Genomic DNA, 14213 nt, shown 5'->3' on the forward strand with positions numbered 1-14213 from the left:
GACCCGGTCCGAAGGATGACGGGATGAGTCTGTCTAGAAAATAGGCGACACGCCCGAGTTCGGGGGTCGGTACTCAGGCGGGGTGAGGAACCCGGCAAAGCCGGATTCAGTCCGTTCTGAGTGGCGCACGTGATGAATATATCGCGTTCCTTAAGCGCTATAACAAAGGGGCAAAAGCTCCGATACAGGGAATACATCAAGAAAGAGAGTCCGACAGATGGCGGGACAGAAAATCCGCATCCGTCTGAAGTCCTATGACCACGAGGTCATCGATTCTTCGGCACGGAAAATCGTCGAAACGGTAAAGGGCGCAGGCGCAACTGTAGTTGGCCCCGTGCCGCTGCCGACCGAGAAGAACGTTTACTGTGTTATCCGTTCTCCCCACAAGTACAAGGACAGCCGCGAGCACTTCGAGATGCGTACGCACAAGCGTCTGATCGACGTTGTTGATCCGACCCCCAAGGCTGTTGATGCCCTCATGCGTCTCGACCTGCCGGCAGACGTAAACATCGAGATCAAGCTGTAGAGGATCGCATCTAATGACTAATAAATTCGAGCGCCAGGTGAAGGGCCTGTTGGGCACCAAGCTCGGCATGACCCAGGTCTGGGACGAGGACGGCAAGTTTGTGCCCGTCACCGTCGTCAAGGCTGATTCTAACGTTGTTACCCAGATCCGTAACCAGGAAACTGACGGCTACGAAGCTGTTCAGATTGGTTTCGGTGCAATCGACTCTCGCAAGGTTACCAAGCCCCTGGCTGGTCACTTCGAGAAGGCCGGTGTTACCCCCCGTCGCCACATCGTCGAGCTGCGTACCGCAGATGCTTCTGAGTATTCCCTCGGTCAGGAACTGACCGTTGAGCTCTTCGAAGCAGGCCAGAAGGTCGACGTCGTTGGTAAGACCAAGGGTAAGGGCTTCGCAGGTGTTATGAAGCGTCACGGCTTCAAGGGTGTTGGCGCGTCTCACGGTCAGCACAAGAACCACCGTAAGCCCGGTTCCATCGGTGGCGCATCCTACCCCGCACGCGTGTTCAAGGGTATGCGCATGGCTGGCCGTATGGGCGCAGCACGTCACACTACCTTGAACCTGACTATCCAGGGTGTGGACGCAGAGAACAATGTCCTGCTGATCAAGGGCGCAATCCCCGGTCCCAAGGGCGGCGTTGTTCTGGTTCGTACCGCTGTGAAGGGAGCCTAATACATCATGGCTGTTAAGACCCTTAAGGTAGACCTGCCCGCAGAGATTTTCGACGCGCAGGCATCCGTGCCCCTGCTGCACCAGGTTGTCGTTGCACAGCTCGCTGCTGCACGCCAGGGCACCCACAAGACCAAGAACCGCGGCGAGGTTTCCGGTGCAGGCCGTAAGCCCTTCAAGCAGAAGGGTACCGGTAACGCACGTCAGGGCTCCATCCGCGCACCGCACATGACCGGCGGTGGCGTTGTTCACGGTCCGACCCCGCGTAACTACGCACAGCGCACCCCCAAGAAGATGATTGCCGCTGCACTGCGCGGTGCTCTCTCCGATCGCGCTCGTCACGACCGCGTCCACGTTGTCGAGAACTTAATCTCCGGTGAAACCCCCTCGACCAAGGCTGCAAAGGCTGCATTCGCAGCTATCACCGAGCGCAAGAACATCCTTCTTGTGATTGCTCGTGCAGAGGACGTTGTGGCTCTGTCCGCACGTAACCTGGAGAACGTCCACGTTCTGTACGCAGATCAGCTCAACACCTACGATGTGCTGGTTTCGGACGACGTGGTCTTCACCAAGGCAGCATTCGACGCATTCGTTGCTGCAGCTCAGAAGAAGGAGGGCGCTAAGTAATGAGCGTTTCCACCAAGTCTGTATACGACGTGATCATCGCTCCCGTCGTTTCCGAGAAGAGCTACGGTCAGCTCGACGAAGGTAAGTACACCTTCGAGGTCGCAACCGATTCCAACAAGCTGGAAATCAAGCAGGCCATCGAGAAGATCTTTGACGTCAAGGTTGCTTCCGTCAACACCATCAACCGTCAGGGCAAGCGCAAGCGCACCCGTTTCGGTTGGGGCGCTCGCAAGAACACCAAGCGTGCGATTGTGACCCTCAAGGAAGGCACCATCGACATCTTCGGCGGTCCGCAGGCATAAGTCCCGCGGAGACCACTTTAACGAAGGAAGAAATATCTAAATGGGTATTCGTAAGTACAAGCCGACGACCCCGGGTCGCCGCGGTTCGAGCGTTGCTGATTTCTCCGAGATCACCCGCTCCACCCCGGAAAAGTCCCTGCTTCGTCCGCTTCACAAGACCGGCGGCCGTAACAACACCGGCCGCATCACCACCCGTCACAAGGGTGGCGGCCACAAGCGCCAGTACCGTCTCATCGACTTCCGTCGTCACGACAAGGACGGCGTTAACGCACGCGTTGCACACATCGAGTACGATCCCAACCGTACCGCTCGCATCGCGCTGCTGCACTACTTCGATGGTTCCAAGCGCTACATCATCGCTCCGAACAAGCTCGCTCAGGGCGACATCGTCGAGTCCGGCCCCGCAGCTGACATCAAGCCCGGTAACAACCTGCCCCTGCGCAACATCCCCGTTGGTACCGTGATTCACTGTGTCGAGCTCCGTCCCGGTGGCGGCGCAAAGCTGGCTCGTTCCGCAGGTGCTTCTGTACAGCTGGTTGCTAAGGAAGGCAAGTACGGTCAGCTCCGTCTGCCCTCCGGCGAAATCCGCAACGTGGATGTTCGTTGCCGCGCAACCGTTGGTGAAGTTGGCAACGCTGAGCAGTCCAACATCAACTGGGGTAAGGCAGGCCGTAACCGCTGGAAGGGCATCCGCCCGACCGTCCGTGGTGTGGTCATGAACCCGGTTGACCACCCGCACGGTGGTGGTGAGGGTAAGACCTCCGGTGGTCGTCACCCCGTTAACCCCAACGGTAAGCCCGAGGGTCGTACCCGCCGTCCCAACAAGGAAAGCGACAAGCTCATCGTTCGTCGCCGTCGTACTGGCAAGAAGCGCTAAGGAGCCTGAAACATGCCTCGTAGTTTGAAGAAGGGCCCTTTCGTTGATCAGCACCTCTACCTGAAGGTTGCAGCTCAGAACGAGAAGGGCACCAAGAACGTAATCAAGACTTGGTCGCGTCGCTCGATGATTATCCCCGACATGCTCGGTCACACCATCGCAGTGTACGACGGTCGCAAGCACGTGCCGGTGTTCATCACCGAGTCGATGGTTGGTCACAAGCTCGGTGAGTTTGCTCCGACCCGCACTTTCCGCAGCCACGTGAAGGACGACCGTAAGGGCAAGCGTCGCTAATCGGTTCACACCGATAAGCTAACGTTTCCCTTTCGGCAATAGACGAAAGAGAGATAGGCAATGGAAGCCAAGGCATCAGCGCGTTTCGTTCGCGTTACGCCTATGAAGGCCCGCCGTGTCGTCAACCTGATCCGTGGTAAGCAGGCGGAAGAGGCTCTGGCGATTCTGAAGTTCGCCCCCCAGGCAGCTTCGGAGCCGGTATACAAGATCGTTGCTTCGGCAGTAGCTAACGCTCGTCAGAAGGCAACCCAGCAGGGTCTGCCCTTCCGCGAGGAAGAGCTGTTCATCAGCGAAGCATTCGTGAACGAGGGCCCGACCATGAAGCGCATTCAGCCCCGCGCTCAGGGTCGCGCATACCGAATCAACAAGCGCACCAGCCACATCACCGTGGTAGTTGCTACCCCGGAGAAGGAGGAGGGCCGCTAAATGGGTCAGAAAATTCACCCGAACGGTTTCCGACTGGGCATCACCACTGACCACGTCTCCAAGTGGTTCGCTGATTCCAATAAGCCCGGCGAGCGTTACGCTGACTTCGTCCGCGAGGACGTAAAGATCCGCGAGCTGCTGGCAAAGAACCTGGATCGCGCAGGCGTTGCAAAGGTCGAGATCGAGCGCACCCGTGACCGCGTGCGTGTGGACATCCACACCGCTCGTCCCGGTATCGTGATTGGCCGACGTGGCGCAGAAGCAGACCGCATCCGCGGCGAGCTCGAGAAGCTCACCAACAAGCAGATTCAGCTGAACATCCTCGAGGTTGCTAACCCCGACCTCTCCGCTCAGCTGGTTGCACAGAGCATCGCAGAGCAGCTCGCATCGCGTGTTGCATTCCGCCGTGCCATGAAGAAGGCAATCCAGTCCGCACAGCGTGCAGGTGCAAAGGGTATCCGTATCCAGTGCTCCGGCCGTCTGGGTGGCGCTGAAATGTCCCGTTCCGAGTTCTACCGCGAAGGCCGTGTGCCCCTGCACACCCTGCGTGCGAACATCGACTACGGCTTCTTCGAGGCTAAGACCACCTTCGGTCGCATCGGCGTGAAGGTCTGGATCTACAAGGGCGACCTGACCGACAAGGAGCTGGCAGCTCAGCAGGCAGCAAACAACCGCCGTGGCAACCGCCGCGATGGTGACCGCCGCCGCCAGGGCAACCGTGGTCCTCGTCGCGAGCGCCGCAACGAGAACGCTTCGGCAAAGGTCGAGGCCAAGACTGCAGAGAACGGTGAGGCATAAATGCTTATTCCCCGTCGAGTAAAGTACCGCAAGCAGCACCACCCCAAGCGTAATGGTCTCGCAAAGGGCGGCACCGAGGTTAGCTTCGGTGAGTGGGGCATTCAGGCCCTGTCGCCCGCATACGTGACCAACCGCCAGATTGAGGCTGCACGTATTGCAATGACCCGTCACATTAAGCGTGGCGGTAAGGTTTGGATCAACATTTATCCCGACCGTCCGCTGACCAAGAAGCCCGCTGAAACCCGTATGGGTTCCGGTAAGGGTTCGCCCGAGTGGTGGGTCGCAAATGTCAAGCCGGGTCGAGTCATGTTTGAACTCTCCGGTGTGTCCGAAGAAGTGGCTCGCGAGGCAATGCGCCTTGCAATCCACAAGCTCCCGATGAAGGCACGTGTTGTGCGTCGCCGCGAAGGTGGTGAATAAGCGAGATGGCAGTAGGATCCAAGGACCTGAGCATCGATAAGCTCGCAGAGCTCTCCAACGAAGAGCTGGCTGCAAAGCTGAGCGAAGCGAAGAAGGAACTCTTCAACATCCGCTTCCAGGAAGTCACCGGTCAGGCTAACGCAGGTCGTCGCCGCACTATCAAGCGCGACATCGCACGTATCTACACCGTGCTGCGTGAGCGCGAGCTCGGTATTCGTCCCGCAACTGAAGGTGAGTCCAAGTGAGTGAAGTAAAGAACGAAGAGCGCGGCTACCGCAAGACCCGCCGCGGCTACGTTGTCTCCGACAAGATGGACAAGACCGTTGTCGTCGAGGTCGAGGATCACGTGAAGCACGCACTGTACGGTAAGGTCGTTCGCCGTAGCTCCAAGATCAAGGCACACGATGAGCAGAACGCTGCTGGCATCGGTGACCTCGTTCTGATTGCAGAGACCCGTCCGCTGTCCGCTTCCAAGCGCTGGCGTATCGTGGAGATCATCGAGAAGGCTAAGTAAGCCCTTTTCATGATTCTCTGTTAGAGCAGTAAAAGAACCCCTCTCCTACCTAGGTAGGAGAGGGGTTCTTTTCGTAACCTTCGTGCGAGAAGAACTGTGGTGGGGCGCGCCCTATGGCATGGGCTAATAACAGACGCTAAGACAATGTTTGTCATAAATGTCTTGATACGTCATACGAGAGAGTAATATTTTTCTCTTGTTTTGATGGTGCAATCCATGCGTAGACGCTGCTAGAGAAGAAAGCGCATGTGGAGACGGAATTGTGATGAAAAAATGAAGAATAATGCGGGAGTAAGGTGTCTAGGAACTATGACACCTGATGAAAAGCACTTGAAATAACCTAACTAGGCACTTAATATCAACTTTATAGTTGCTTAGCATAACCTTGCCCAATAATCAGTGGGGTGGCTTTGCATCTTCTAGAGGTTGCACGACCTTTGGAGAAGTACCACTACATATTATCGAGGATCAGCATGATTTCTTCGCCCAAGCCCTCACGTAAGCTGCTCGCCATTGCAGGCGCACTTTCCGTTGTTGCAGGCTCTTTCGCTACCGTTCCCGCTACCTTTGCGGCAAACGTTTCCGCATCCGTTCCCGGCGGAAACTCCCAGACTTCTACTGAGGAATGCCGTCACATTGCAGTGAGCGCTACCCAGTACCAGGGTCTGCCCGGCCAGTACCAGCTGGCATACTCGGCGGCAACCTCCTCCCTCTACACTTCATTCTCTTCCGGACGCCCGCCGATTCTGACCGGTGGCGTCGGCACCTGGAACGTTGCATCCACCCCGAGCCTTTCTACTGTCTACCAGTTCCCGACCGCGGACTTTATTGGACGTGGTGCTACTGCACCGACCGGTAAGCAGATCGAATCTCCCTACGGTATTGCCTACGACGAAGCAACCGGATACGTATGGGTGACCCAGACCCGTGTCAACAAGGTATCTGTCTTCGATCCCGCGACCAATAAGATTATTTGGAGTAGCGCAGAAGGCGACGTCAATCACCCGCGTGAGGTACGCATCGACCCCTCTAGTGGCAAGGTCTTTGTATCTGGCTCTGGCGGCATTAGCGTCTTCGATACTACCTCGCACACCCTGGTCAAGAAGATTGAGTTCACCGACGCCAAGGGAGAATCGGACATCGCAATGAACATGCACGTGGACTCCGCCGATGGCAAGCTCTACGTGCCCTCCCTGAGCGCCGGCACCGTGAAGGTGATTGACACCAAGAGCTACGAGGTCGAGAAGACCATTCAGCTGCACAAGGAAAATGCTGAAGCTGCTCTGAACGCATCGGACGTCACTGTAGACAAGTCCCTGAAGGAAATTTACGTCAGCTCCCAGGGTGACCGTAAGGGCACTAACTCCGGTATCACCGCCTACGACCTGGAAACCGGTGCCTACAAGAAGACCATTCCTTTCGGTACCCAGGCCCTCGCCCTCGCCTCCGATGAAGCCCGTGACCTGCTGTACGTGACCGATTACGGTACCGGCAATGTCGGTGTTATTGATGCACGAACTGGTACCGTTGTTTCTCAGGTGTCTACCGGCGCAACTAGCGGTGCAAATGATGTTCTGGTCACCGCAGATGGCAGCGCATACGCTGTAGCCCGCAGCATCGAAGGCACTTCCGCTATCGAAACCGACTACACCATCGATAAGACCACCGGCGAATATCGCACCTCTAGCACGGAGCCCAAGGGCAAGGACAACGCAGATTCCCCGATCGTTCCCGGCGTTATGGTGAAGATCAACACCACCGTTGAAACCACCGCGAAGCCTACCGCGCAGACTTCTTCTGAAGAACTGGTGAAGACCTACGCCGACGGCGCTAAGCTCTACGCTGTGAAGGACTGGACCACCGGTGAAACTCTGAAGCTGCGTGGTGAAGGTTTCAAGACTCAGGACGGTTCAAAGGGCTCCGTACTTGCAGTCAAGCTCAACAAGGGCCGCATCTCTGCCAAGGAAGAGCCGAAGTTCAACGGCGTTGACGGCAACAGTGCGGGTGTCTGGGCGTACATCCAGGCAGATGAGAATGGTAACTTTACTGCTGAACTGCCGTACCCGACCACTGAGAACTCCAACCTGACGGAAAACCTGAAGAACGGCGATAAGGTATCGGTCTTCCTGCTCTCCGGCTCCATGGTTGAAGGTGATACCGCACGTGGTGGTGAAGCGCTCTCCGCAACTGTTGCAGAGAAGAAGGCAGACACCACTGAGACCTGCGCACCGGCGGAAACCACCCAGGTCGCCGCTGCTCCTTCTGGCGTGACTACCACTTACCCCGTCGGTACTAAGCTGAGTCTGCCTGATAGCAACGAGCCCACCCCGGCTCCGAGTGAGTCTGCTAAGCCTGAGCCGACTACTCCGGCTCCGAGTGAGTCTGCTAAGCCCGAACCGAGTACCCCGGCACCCTCCGAAAGTGCAGAATCCAACGAGATTGTGCACGAGTACAAGGATGGCGCAAAGGTCTACTTCCCCAAGACCTGGGACGGCCAGAAGCTGACCTTCCGCGGTGAAGGCTTCAAGACTCGGGATGGTAAGGGCTCCATTATCGCTGTCAAGCTGAACAAGGGCGCTATCTCTGCAAAGGAAGAGCCTAAGCTTGAAGGTGTTGAAGGCAATAGCGCAGGCATCTGGGCTTATATCAAGGCGGATGAAAACGGTAACTTCACCGCAACCATCGACCGCCCCACTGTAGCGAACTCTAACCTGTCTGAAGAGCTGAAGACCGGCGATAGCGTTGCTATCTATCTGCTCTCCGGTTCCCTGGCAGAGAACGATAACGCACGTGGCGGCGTTGCTGTAGAGTACACCTTCAGCACCGAAAATAAGGTACCTGCACCTGAGGCATCGGAGCCGAAGGCATCCGAGTCGGCCAACGCACCTGTAACCAACCCCTCTGATGCTCCGTCTGCACCTGCAGATGCCAAGGAACAGGCAAAGGAGCAGCCTGCTAATGATCAGTCCAAGGCTCCCGCGGATTCTTTGAAGTCCGAGGCGCAGAAGAAGGACAGCACCGCCCCGAAGACCTCCGGCTCTTTGTCGCAGAATGTTACCTCTTCCAGCAACGGCTCCACCTCTTCGAACCCCTCGAAATCTTCACTGGCTAACACCGGTGCTTCGGGCGTCGTCGTTGCAGCTGGAGTTGGCGTTCTTGCCCTGATCGTTGGCGCAACTGTGCTTGTAGCACGTCGTCGCAAGGCATAGTCCGTACCCCACGGTAGCTCACGATACTACCGCTCTGTAGTAACTAAAGAGGTAGGGCGGGATCTGCAGGATATTTAAGAACCCGATTTATCCTCTGAAACTGCCGGTAGACATTGAAAGGGGCGGTACCCATCAAAGCGATGGGTACCGCCCCTTTCAGCTTGTCCATATGTCTGTTATAGAGGTGGAAGGCCTAGACCAGAGTCAGAAGTAGCAGCGAGACGGGGGAGAGAGAAGGAATGAGAGAAATAGGGGAGGGCGAGGCGGACCTTCTGCATTCGCCCGTCCATATTTGACCAGTTAACAGCCCGTAAAAGATGAAATGTAGGGTTCTGGTACCTCAGATATAAAGAAAACCCGCACCGAAGTGCGGGTTTGTGTCAAAGCGAGGTTCGGTCCCTAGACAAACGGATTAGCGAGGAAAAAGGGACCCAAGAAATCTGTCCGATAAGGACCGAACCTCTTATTTGACGCATGCGTCTCTTCTATTATGGTACATCTTGCTGATTTTCGCACCTTGAAGCACATTTATTACCAAAAAACTTGATTTTTGAAAAAACGACCCTTAATTTCTAAATTTTTAAGCAGATTTTTTCAGAGCACTGCTTTGGTGGAGTTCAAGGGTGGCGAAATATGGCGCCATTGCTATGAACAAGGCAGAGGACTACCCTGCAGATTAAGGTTCCCCGCGTGCTGGATGTGCGCTTTGATGAATACTGCGAGGCTCTAGAAGAGAATTGGTAGGGAGAAGCCTCTTGTCCATGACGGTACCGCGAAGTATATGTGTCCTGGCTACTGAGTGAAGAGCGGTCGATATACCTAAAAACAGTCCCGGCCTTCCCTCTGATGCTGTGTGTGCGCTTGTGAGGTGGGAGAGTAGGACTGGGGTGATCTCTTGCTAGCTGCGGCAAGTCTGTCGTGGAAGTACAGTAAAGCGTAGTAAAATATAAATATCTATCTTCCTTGTTTTACACATTGTTTGATAGATTTCTCGAGGCCCCTTCAGTTTCTTATGCGTCAGGAACTACACGAAGGGGCCTCCTGCTTTAAGTGTCAAATAATGGACCTTCTCAATCGATGGTGATGTGGGATATGGGGTTTTACTCTCTAAACCCGGCTATCCCCAGAGATAGGGTGGAGGAGACCGAAATCATAGTCGATCAACTCTTGCGCTACATACCTGCTTCCTGTACAGTGTTAAGACTGTGTGGCTGTATCCAAATAGCTGCACAACCACGGGCTTCTCGTGCCAGTGCATAATGCCGCTACTTACGGGTGGGATACGCCCGCTTCACGCGGGTCCAAATGCTTCTGGCATGGGTTTGCCCCAGGCGTTTCCGCTAACCCCTTCCATAGAGATGGGGCCCGGGACGTCAACCAATCCCGTAAAAATGTTCCGCAAGGCTGGCTCGCGCCTAAAGCGAGTCGGAACCGGCGAGACGACAGGAGAAATATGATTCAGCAGGAGTCGCGACTGAAGGTCGCCGACAACACTGGTGCGAAGGAAATCCTGACCATCCGTGTTCTCGGTGGTTCCTCGCGTCGCTACGCAGGCATTGGCGACATCATCGTCGCAACCGTCAAGGATGCAATCCCCGGCGGTACCGTAAAGAAGGGTGACGTTGTCAAGGCAGTCGTCGTCCGCACCAAGAAGGAAACCCGTCGTCCCGACGGTTCCTACATCAAGTTCGACGAGAACTCCGCAGTGATCCTGAAGAACACTGATGGTGATCCCCGTGGTACCCGTATCTTCGGCCCCGTGGGTCGTGAGCTTCGCGATAAGAAGTTCATGAAGATCGTTTCGCTGGCTCCGGAGGTGCTCTAATTCATGGCTAAGATCAAGTCCGGCGACCTGGTTCAGGTTATTTCCGGTGCAGATAAGGGCAAGCAGGGCAAGGTTCTGAAGGTTCTCCCCAAGGAAAACCGCGTGATTGTTGAGGGCGTCAAGGTCGTCACCAAGCACACCAAGGCTAACCCCCTGACCGGCGCAGCAGGCGGCATCCAGAAGGTTGAGGCACCGATCCACGTTTCTAACGTTGCGATTGTTGACCCCGAGACCAAGAAGCCGACCCGTGTTGGTTTCCGCCTCGAGACTGTAGAGCGTGACGGCAAGGAGCGCACCGTTCGCGTGCGCGTTGCTAAGCGTTCGGGTAAGGACATCTAATGACCGAAACCAAGATCACCCCCCGCTTCAAGACCAAGTACGCTGAGGTCGTCGTTCCCGCTCTGCAGGAAGAGTTCAAGTACGAGAACGTCATGCAGACCCCGAAGATCGTTAAGGTCGTCGTAAACATGGGTGTTGGCGAGGCAGCTCGCGACGCAAAGCTCATGGACGGCGCAATCCGCGATCTCACCGCAATCACCGGTCAGAAGCCGATTGTTACCCGCGCTAAGAAGTCCATCGCACAGTTCAAGCTGCGCGAAGGTATGCCCATCGGCGCACACGTCACCCTGCGTGGCGACCGCATGTGGGAATTCCTGGATCGCCTCGTCACCCTGGCGCTGCCCCGAATCCGCGACTTCCGCGGCCTCTCGGACCGCCAGTTCGACGGTAACGGTAACTACACCTTCGGTCTGACCGAGCAGTCCATGTTCCACGAAATCGATCAGGACTCGATCGACCGCGTGCGTGGTATGGACATCACCGTGGTGACCTCCGCGAAGACCGACGAGGAAGGCCGTGCAATCCTGAAGGCACTGGGCTTCCCGTTCAAGACCAACTAACGACTACGTTGTAGGTCCAGACCCCGTTACCGCGGGGTAGGGAAACCACAACGAGGAAGGGCTAAAGCCCACAATGACTATGACTGATCCGGTCGCAGATATGCTGACCCGTTTGCGTAACGCAAACTCCGCATACCACGACACCGTATCCATGCCCTACTCCAAACTGAAGGCTCGCATTGCTGAGATTCTGAAGGCTGAGGGCTACATCGCCGACGTGAAGGTTGAGGATGCAAAGGTCGGCAAGACCCTGACCCTCGTCCTCAAGTACGGTCCGTCCCGCGAGCGTTCTATCGCTGGCGTGCGTCGTATTTCCAAGCCGGGCCTGCGTACCTACGCAAAGTCCACCAACCTGCCCCAGGTTCTGGGTGGCCTCGGCATCGCAATCCTGTCCACCTCTTCGGGTCTGCTCACTGACAAGCAGGCTGCGAAGAAGGGCGTGGGCGGCGAAGTCATCGCTTACATCTGGTAGTCGGTTAGAAGAGAAAGGAAGAGAATAATGTCACGTATTGGACGTCTCCCCATCTCGGTTCCCGCCGGCGTTGAGGTTAAGGTCGATGGCAACCTGGTCACTGTTAAGGGCCCGAAGGGCGAGCTCTCCCACAAGGTAGCTTCCCCCATCACCGTGGCTCTGAACGAAAACGAGATCGTTGTATCTCGTCCGAACGACGAGCGCCTGTCTCGCTCGCTGCACGGTCTGACTCGTACCCTGATTCAGAACCTGATTATCGGCGTTACCTCCGGTTATGAAAAGAAGCTGGAAATTGTTGGTACCGGTTACCGTGTGACCCCGAAGGGTAACGACCTGGAGTTCGCTCTGGGCTACTCCCACCCGATCAACATCACCGCTCCTGAGGGTATTACCTTCGCAGTGGAGGGTGCTAACAAGCTGACTGTGTCGGGTATCGACAAGCAGCTTGTTGGTCAGGTTGCAGCAAACATTCGTGGTCTGCGTAAGCCCGATCCCTATAAGGGTAAGGGTGTTCGCTACGCAGGTGAGCACATCCGCCGCAAGGTCGGAAAGGCTGGTAAGTAAACATGGCTATCAAGTCGAAGGCAGCGCAGCGTGCACGTCGTCACGCTCGCGTCCGCAAGTACGTTTCGGGTACCGCTGCGCGTCCGCGCCTGTGTGTCACCCGTTCGACCCGTCACATGTTCGTTCAGGTTATCGACGATGTTAAGGGCGTAACCCTGGCATCCGCTTCCACCATGGAAGCAGAGCTGCGTGCAGCTGACCTGGACAAGACCGCTAAGGCAAAGCGCGTTGGTGAGCTCGTAGCAGAGCGTGCCAAGGCAGCTGGTGTTGAGGCAGTCGTGTTCGACCGCGGTGGTAACAAGTACCACGGCCGTGTTGCAGCCGTTGCAGACGGTGCACGCGAGGGAGGTCTTGCACTCTAATGAGCGAGCAGAACGTAAAGGAAACTCAGGTGAGCGAAGCAGTAGTAGCTGAAACCGCTGAGACCTCCAACCAGCGCGAGGAGCGCCGCAACAACCGCGGCGAGCGTCGTGGCCGTGGTGAGCGCCGCAACAACCGCGCTCGCGAGGAGGAGAAGGACAAGTACATCGAGCGCGTTGTGACCATCAACCGCGTTTCCAAGGTCGTCAAGGGTGGTCGTCGCTTCAGCTTCACCGCGCTGGTCGTCGTTGGTGACGGTAACGGCCTGGTCGGCGTTGGCTACGGTAAGGCTAAGGAAGTTCCCGCAGCAATCTCCAAGGGTGTCGAGGAAGCAAAGAAGAACTTCTTCCGCGTTCCCCGCATCGAAGGCCGCACCATCCCGCACCGTGTGCAGGGTGAAGCAGCTGCAGGCGTTGTGATGCTCCGTCCGGCAACCGCTGGTACCGGTGTTATCGCAGGTGGCCCCGTGCGTGCAGTACTCGAGTGCGCAGGCATCCACGATGTGCTGTCCAAGTCGCTCGGTTCCTCGAACCAGATCAACATCGTTCACGCAACTGTTGCAGCACTCAAGCAGCTCGAGGAGCCCCTGGCAGTGGCAGCCCGCCGTGGCCTGCCCACCGATGAGGTTATCCCCAGCTACCTGCGCAACACCAAGTCTGAAAAGGCAGGTGCGTAGTAATGGCCAAGCGTATTCAGCCCAGCGACGCAAAGCTGGAAATCACCCAGGTCAAGTCCTATGTTGGTCAGAAGCAGAATATGCGCGACACCCTGCGTTCCCTGGGCCTCAAGCGCCCCGGCAACAAGGTAGTCCGCACTGCTGACCCCATCACCGTTGGCATGGTTAACACCGTTGCTCACCTGGTGAAGGTTGAGGAGGTCAAGTAAAGATGGCAGAAGCTATCAAGATTCACGATCTGCGCCCGGCACCGGGTGCCCACAAGGCAAAGACCCGCGTTGGCCGCGGTGAAGGCTCCAAGGGTAAGACCGCAGGTCGCGGTACCAAGGGTACCAAGGCACGTTACCAGGTTCGTGTAGGCTTCGAAGGCGGCCAGCTGCCGCTGCACATGCGCCTGCCGAAGCTGCGCGGCTTCAAGAACCCCTTCCGCACCGAGTACCAGGTTGTTAACCTGGACCGAATCCAGGAACTGTTCCCCAACGGTGGCGACGTCACCGTGGAGGCACTGGTTGCTAAGGGCGCTGTTCGTAAGAATGAGCTCGTGAAGGTTCTGGGCAACGGCGAAATCTCCGTCAAGGTGAATGTTGTTGTCGACAAGGCATCGGCTTCCGCTATCGAGAAGATCGAGGCCGCTGGCGGTTCTGTAACCGTTAAGTAGTCTTCAAGACGAGAGAGCCCCCGTCTGTACACTGTACGGCGGGGGCTTTTTGCCGCTCGAAAAGACTCACAACAGGGATGTATTCCTGTATTCGTATAT

Annotated in this window: 21 protein-coding genes; all 21 read left to right on the forward strand. The window is 56.6% G+C overall.

Features of this window, described 5'->3' with window-relative positions:
• Window positions 1-217 precede the first annotated feature (217 nt).
• The 21 genes from rpsJ (at window position 218) to rplO (ending at window position 14114) form a co-directional block, all read left to right on the forward strand.
• Complete coding sequence (gene rpsJ, locus ACUXHH_RS02070) at window positions 218-526, forward strand: 30S ribosomal protein S10 (protein WP_004005287.1); 309 nt, start codon at window positions 218-220, stop codon at window positions 524-526.
• A 13-nt stretch (window positions 527-539) separates the two neighbouring features.
• Window positions 540-1196 carry a 50S ribosomal protein L3 gene (rplC, locus tag ACUXHH_RS02075; RefSeq protein ID WP_005504955.1) on the forward strand — a complete coding sequence of 219 codons (657 nt, stop codon included), beginning with the start codon at window positions 540-542 and terminating at the stop codon, window positions 1194-1196.
• A 6-nt stretch (window positions 1197-1202) separates the two neighbouring features.
• Window positions 1203-1820 (forward strand): 50S ribosomal protein L4, encoded by a 618-nt coding sequence (gene rplD, locus ACUXHH_RS02080; protein ID WP_458390720.1) that lies wholly within the window; start codon window positions 1203-1205, stop codon window positions 1818-1820.
• A complete protein-coding gene (gene rplW, locus ACUXHH_RS02085) occupies window positions 1820-2122 on the forward strand; it encodes a 50S ribosomal protein L23 (RefSeq protein WP_005504959.1) in 303 nt (100 codons plus the stop codon). The genes rplD and rplW overlap by 1 nt, the downstream gene beginning before the upstream one ends.
• A gap of 40 nt (window positions 2123-2162) precedes the next feature.
• A complete protein-coding gene (gene rplB / locus ACUXHH_RS02090; protein ID WP_005504961.1) occupies window positions 2163-2999 on the forward strand; it encodes a 50S ribosomal protein L2 in 837 nt (278 codons plus the stop codon).
• A gap of 12 nt (window positions 3000-3011) precedes the next feature.
• Entirely contained in the window at window positions 3012-3293 is a 282-nt protein-coding gene (gene rpsS, locus ACUXHH_RS02095) for a 30S ribosomal protein S19 (RefSeq protein WP_004005282.1), read from the forward strand.
• Window positions 3294-3353: 60 nt separating this feature from the next.
• Window positions 3354-3719 (forward strand): 50S ribosomal protein L22, encoded by a 366-nt coding sequence (gene rplV / locus ACUXHH_RS02100; protein WP_279741282.1) that lies wholly within the window; start codon window positions 3354-3356, stop codon window positions 3717-3719.
• Window positions 3720-4517 (forward strand): 30S ribosomal protein S3, encoded by a 798-nt coding sequence (gene rpsC, locus ACUXHH_RS02105; protein WP_005504966.1) that lies wholly within the window; start codon window positions 3720-3722, stop codon window positions 4515-4517.
• Window positions 4518-4937 carry a 50S ribosomal protein L16 gene (gene rplP / locus ACUXHH_RS02110; RefSeq protein ID WP_044150210.1) on the forward strand — a complete coding sequence of 140 codons (420 nt, stop codon included), beginning with the start codon at window positions 4518-4520 and terminating at the stop codon, window positions 4935-4937. It begins immediately after the preceding gene.
• 5 nt (window positions 4938-4942) lie between these two features.
• Window positions 4943-5182 (forward strand): 50S ribosomal protein L29, encoded by a 240-nt coding sequence (gene rpmC, locus ACUXHH_RS02115; RefSeq protein ID WP_005504969.1) that lies wholly within the window; start codon window positions 4943-4945, stop codon window positions 5180-5182.
• The gene (gene rpsQ / locus ACUXHH_RS02120) at window positions 5179-5451 is read left to right on the forward strand and encodes a 30S ribosomal protein S17 (RefSeq protein WP_005508401.1); all 273 of its coding nucleotides are present in this window, start codon (window positions 5179-5181) and stop codon (window positions 5449-5451) included. The genes rpmC and rpsQ overlap by 4 nt, the downstream gene beginning before the upstream one ends.
• Before the next feature lie 473 nt (window positions 5452-5924).
• Window positions 5925-8660, forward strand: coding sequence for an LPXTG cell wall anchor domain-containing protein (locus tag ACUXHH_RS02125; RefSeq protein WP_279741277.1), 2736 nt, complete (start codon window positions 5925-5927; stop codon window positions 8658-8660).
• Between the two features lie 1453 nt (window positions 8661-10113).
• A complete protein-coding gene (gene rplN / locus ACUXHH_RS02130) occupies window positions 10114-10485 on the forward strand; it encodes a 50S ribosomal protein L14 (protein ID WP_005504986.1) in 372 nt (123 codons plus the stop codon).
• 3 nt (window positions 10486-10488) lie between these two features.
• The gene (gene rplX, locus ACUXHH_RS02135; RefSeq protein WP_005504988.1) at window positions 10489-10824 is read left to right on the forward strand and encodes a 50S ribosomal protein L24; all 336 of its coding nucleotides are present in this window, start codon (window positions 10489-10491) and stop codon (window positions 10822-10824) included.
• Complete coding sequence (gene rplE / locus ACUXHH_RS02140) at window positions 10824-11384, forward strand: 50S ribosomal protein L5 (protein WP_005505001.1); 561 nt, start codon at window positions 10824-10826, stop codon at window positions 11382-11384. Before rplX ends, rplE begins: the two co-directional genes overlap by 1 nt.
• Before the next feature lie 73 nt (window positions 11385-11457).
• Window positions 11458-11856 carry a 30S ribosomal protein S8 gene (gene rpsH / locus ACUXHH_RS02145; protein ID WP_005505003.1) on the forward strand — a complete coding sequence of 133 codons (399 nt, stop codon included), beginning with the start codon at window positions 11458-11460 and terminating at the stop codon, window positions 11854-11856.
• A gap of 27 nt (window positions 11857-11883) precedes the next feature.
• On the forward strand, window positions 11884-12420 hold the full coding sequence (gene rplF, locus ACUXHH_RS02150) for a 50S ribosomal protein L6 (protein ID WP_005505004.1): 537 nt from the start codon (window positions 11884-11886) through the stop codon (window positions 12418-12420).
• Between the two features lie 2 nt (window positions 12421-12422).
• Complete coding sequence (gene rplR, locus ACUXHH_RS02155; protein WP_279789299.1) at window positions 12423-12782, forward strand: 50S ribosomal protein L18; 360 nt, start codon at window positions 12423-12425, stop codon at window positions 12780-12782.
• A gap of 29 nt (window positions 12783-12811) precedes the next feature.
• Window positions 12812-13456: a 30S ribosomal protein S5 gene (gene rpsE, locus ACUXHH_RS02160; RefSeq protein ID WP_204860947.1), complete on the forward strand. Its 645-nt coding sequence runs from the start codon at window positions 12812-12814 to the stop codon at window positions 13454-13456.
• Between the two features lie 2 nt (window positions 13457-13458).
• Complete coding sequence (rpmD, locus tag ACUXHH_RS02165; protein WP_279741271.1) at window positions 13459-13665, forward strand: 50S ribosomal protein L30; 207 nt, start codon at window positions 13459-13461, stop codon at window positions 13663-13665.
• Window positions 13666-13667: 2 nt separating this feature from the next.
• Window positions 13668-14114, forward strand: a complete 447-nt coding sequence (rplO, locus tag ACUXHH_RS02170) for a 50S ribosomal protein L15 (RefSeq protein ID WP_279741269.1) — start codon at window positions 13668-13670, stop codon at window positions 14112-14114.
• The last annotated feature ends 99 nt before the right edge of the window (window positions 14115-14213 follow it).

It is taken from the genome of Rothia sp. 110740021-2 (genome assembly GCF_054263775.1).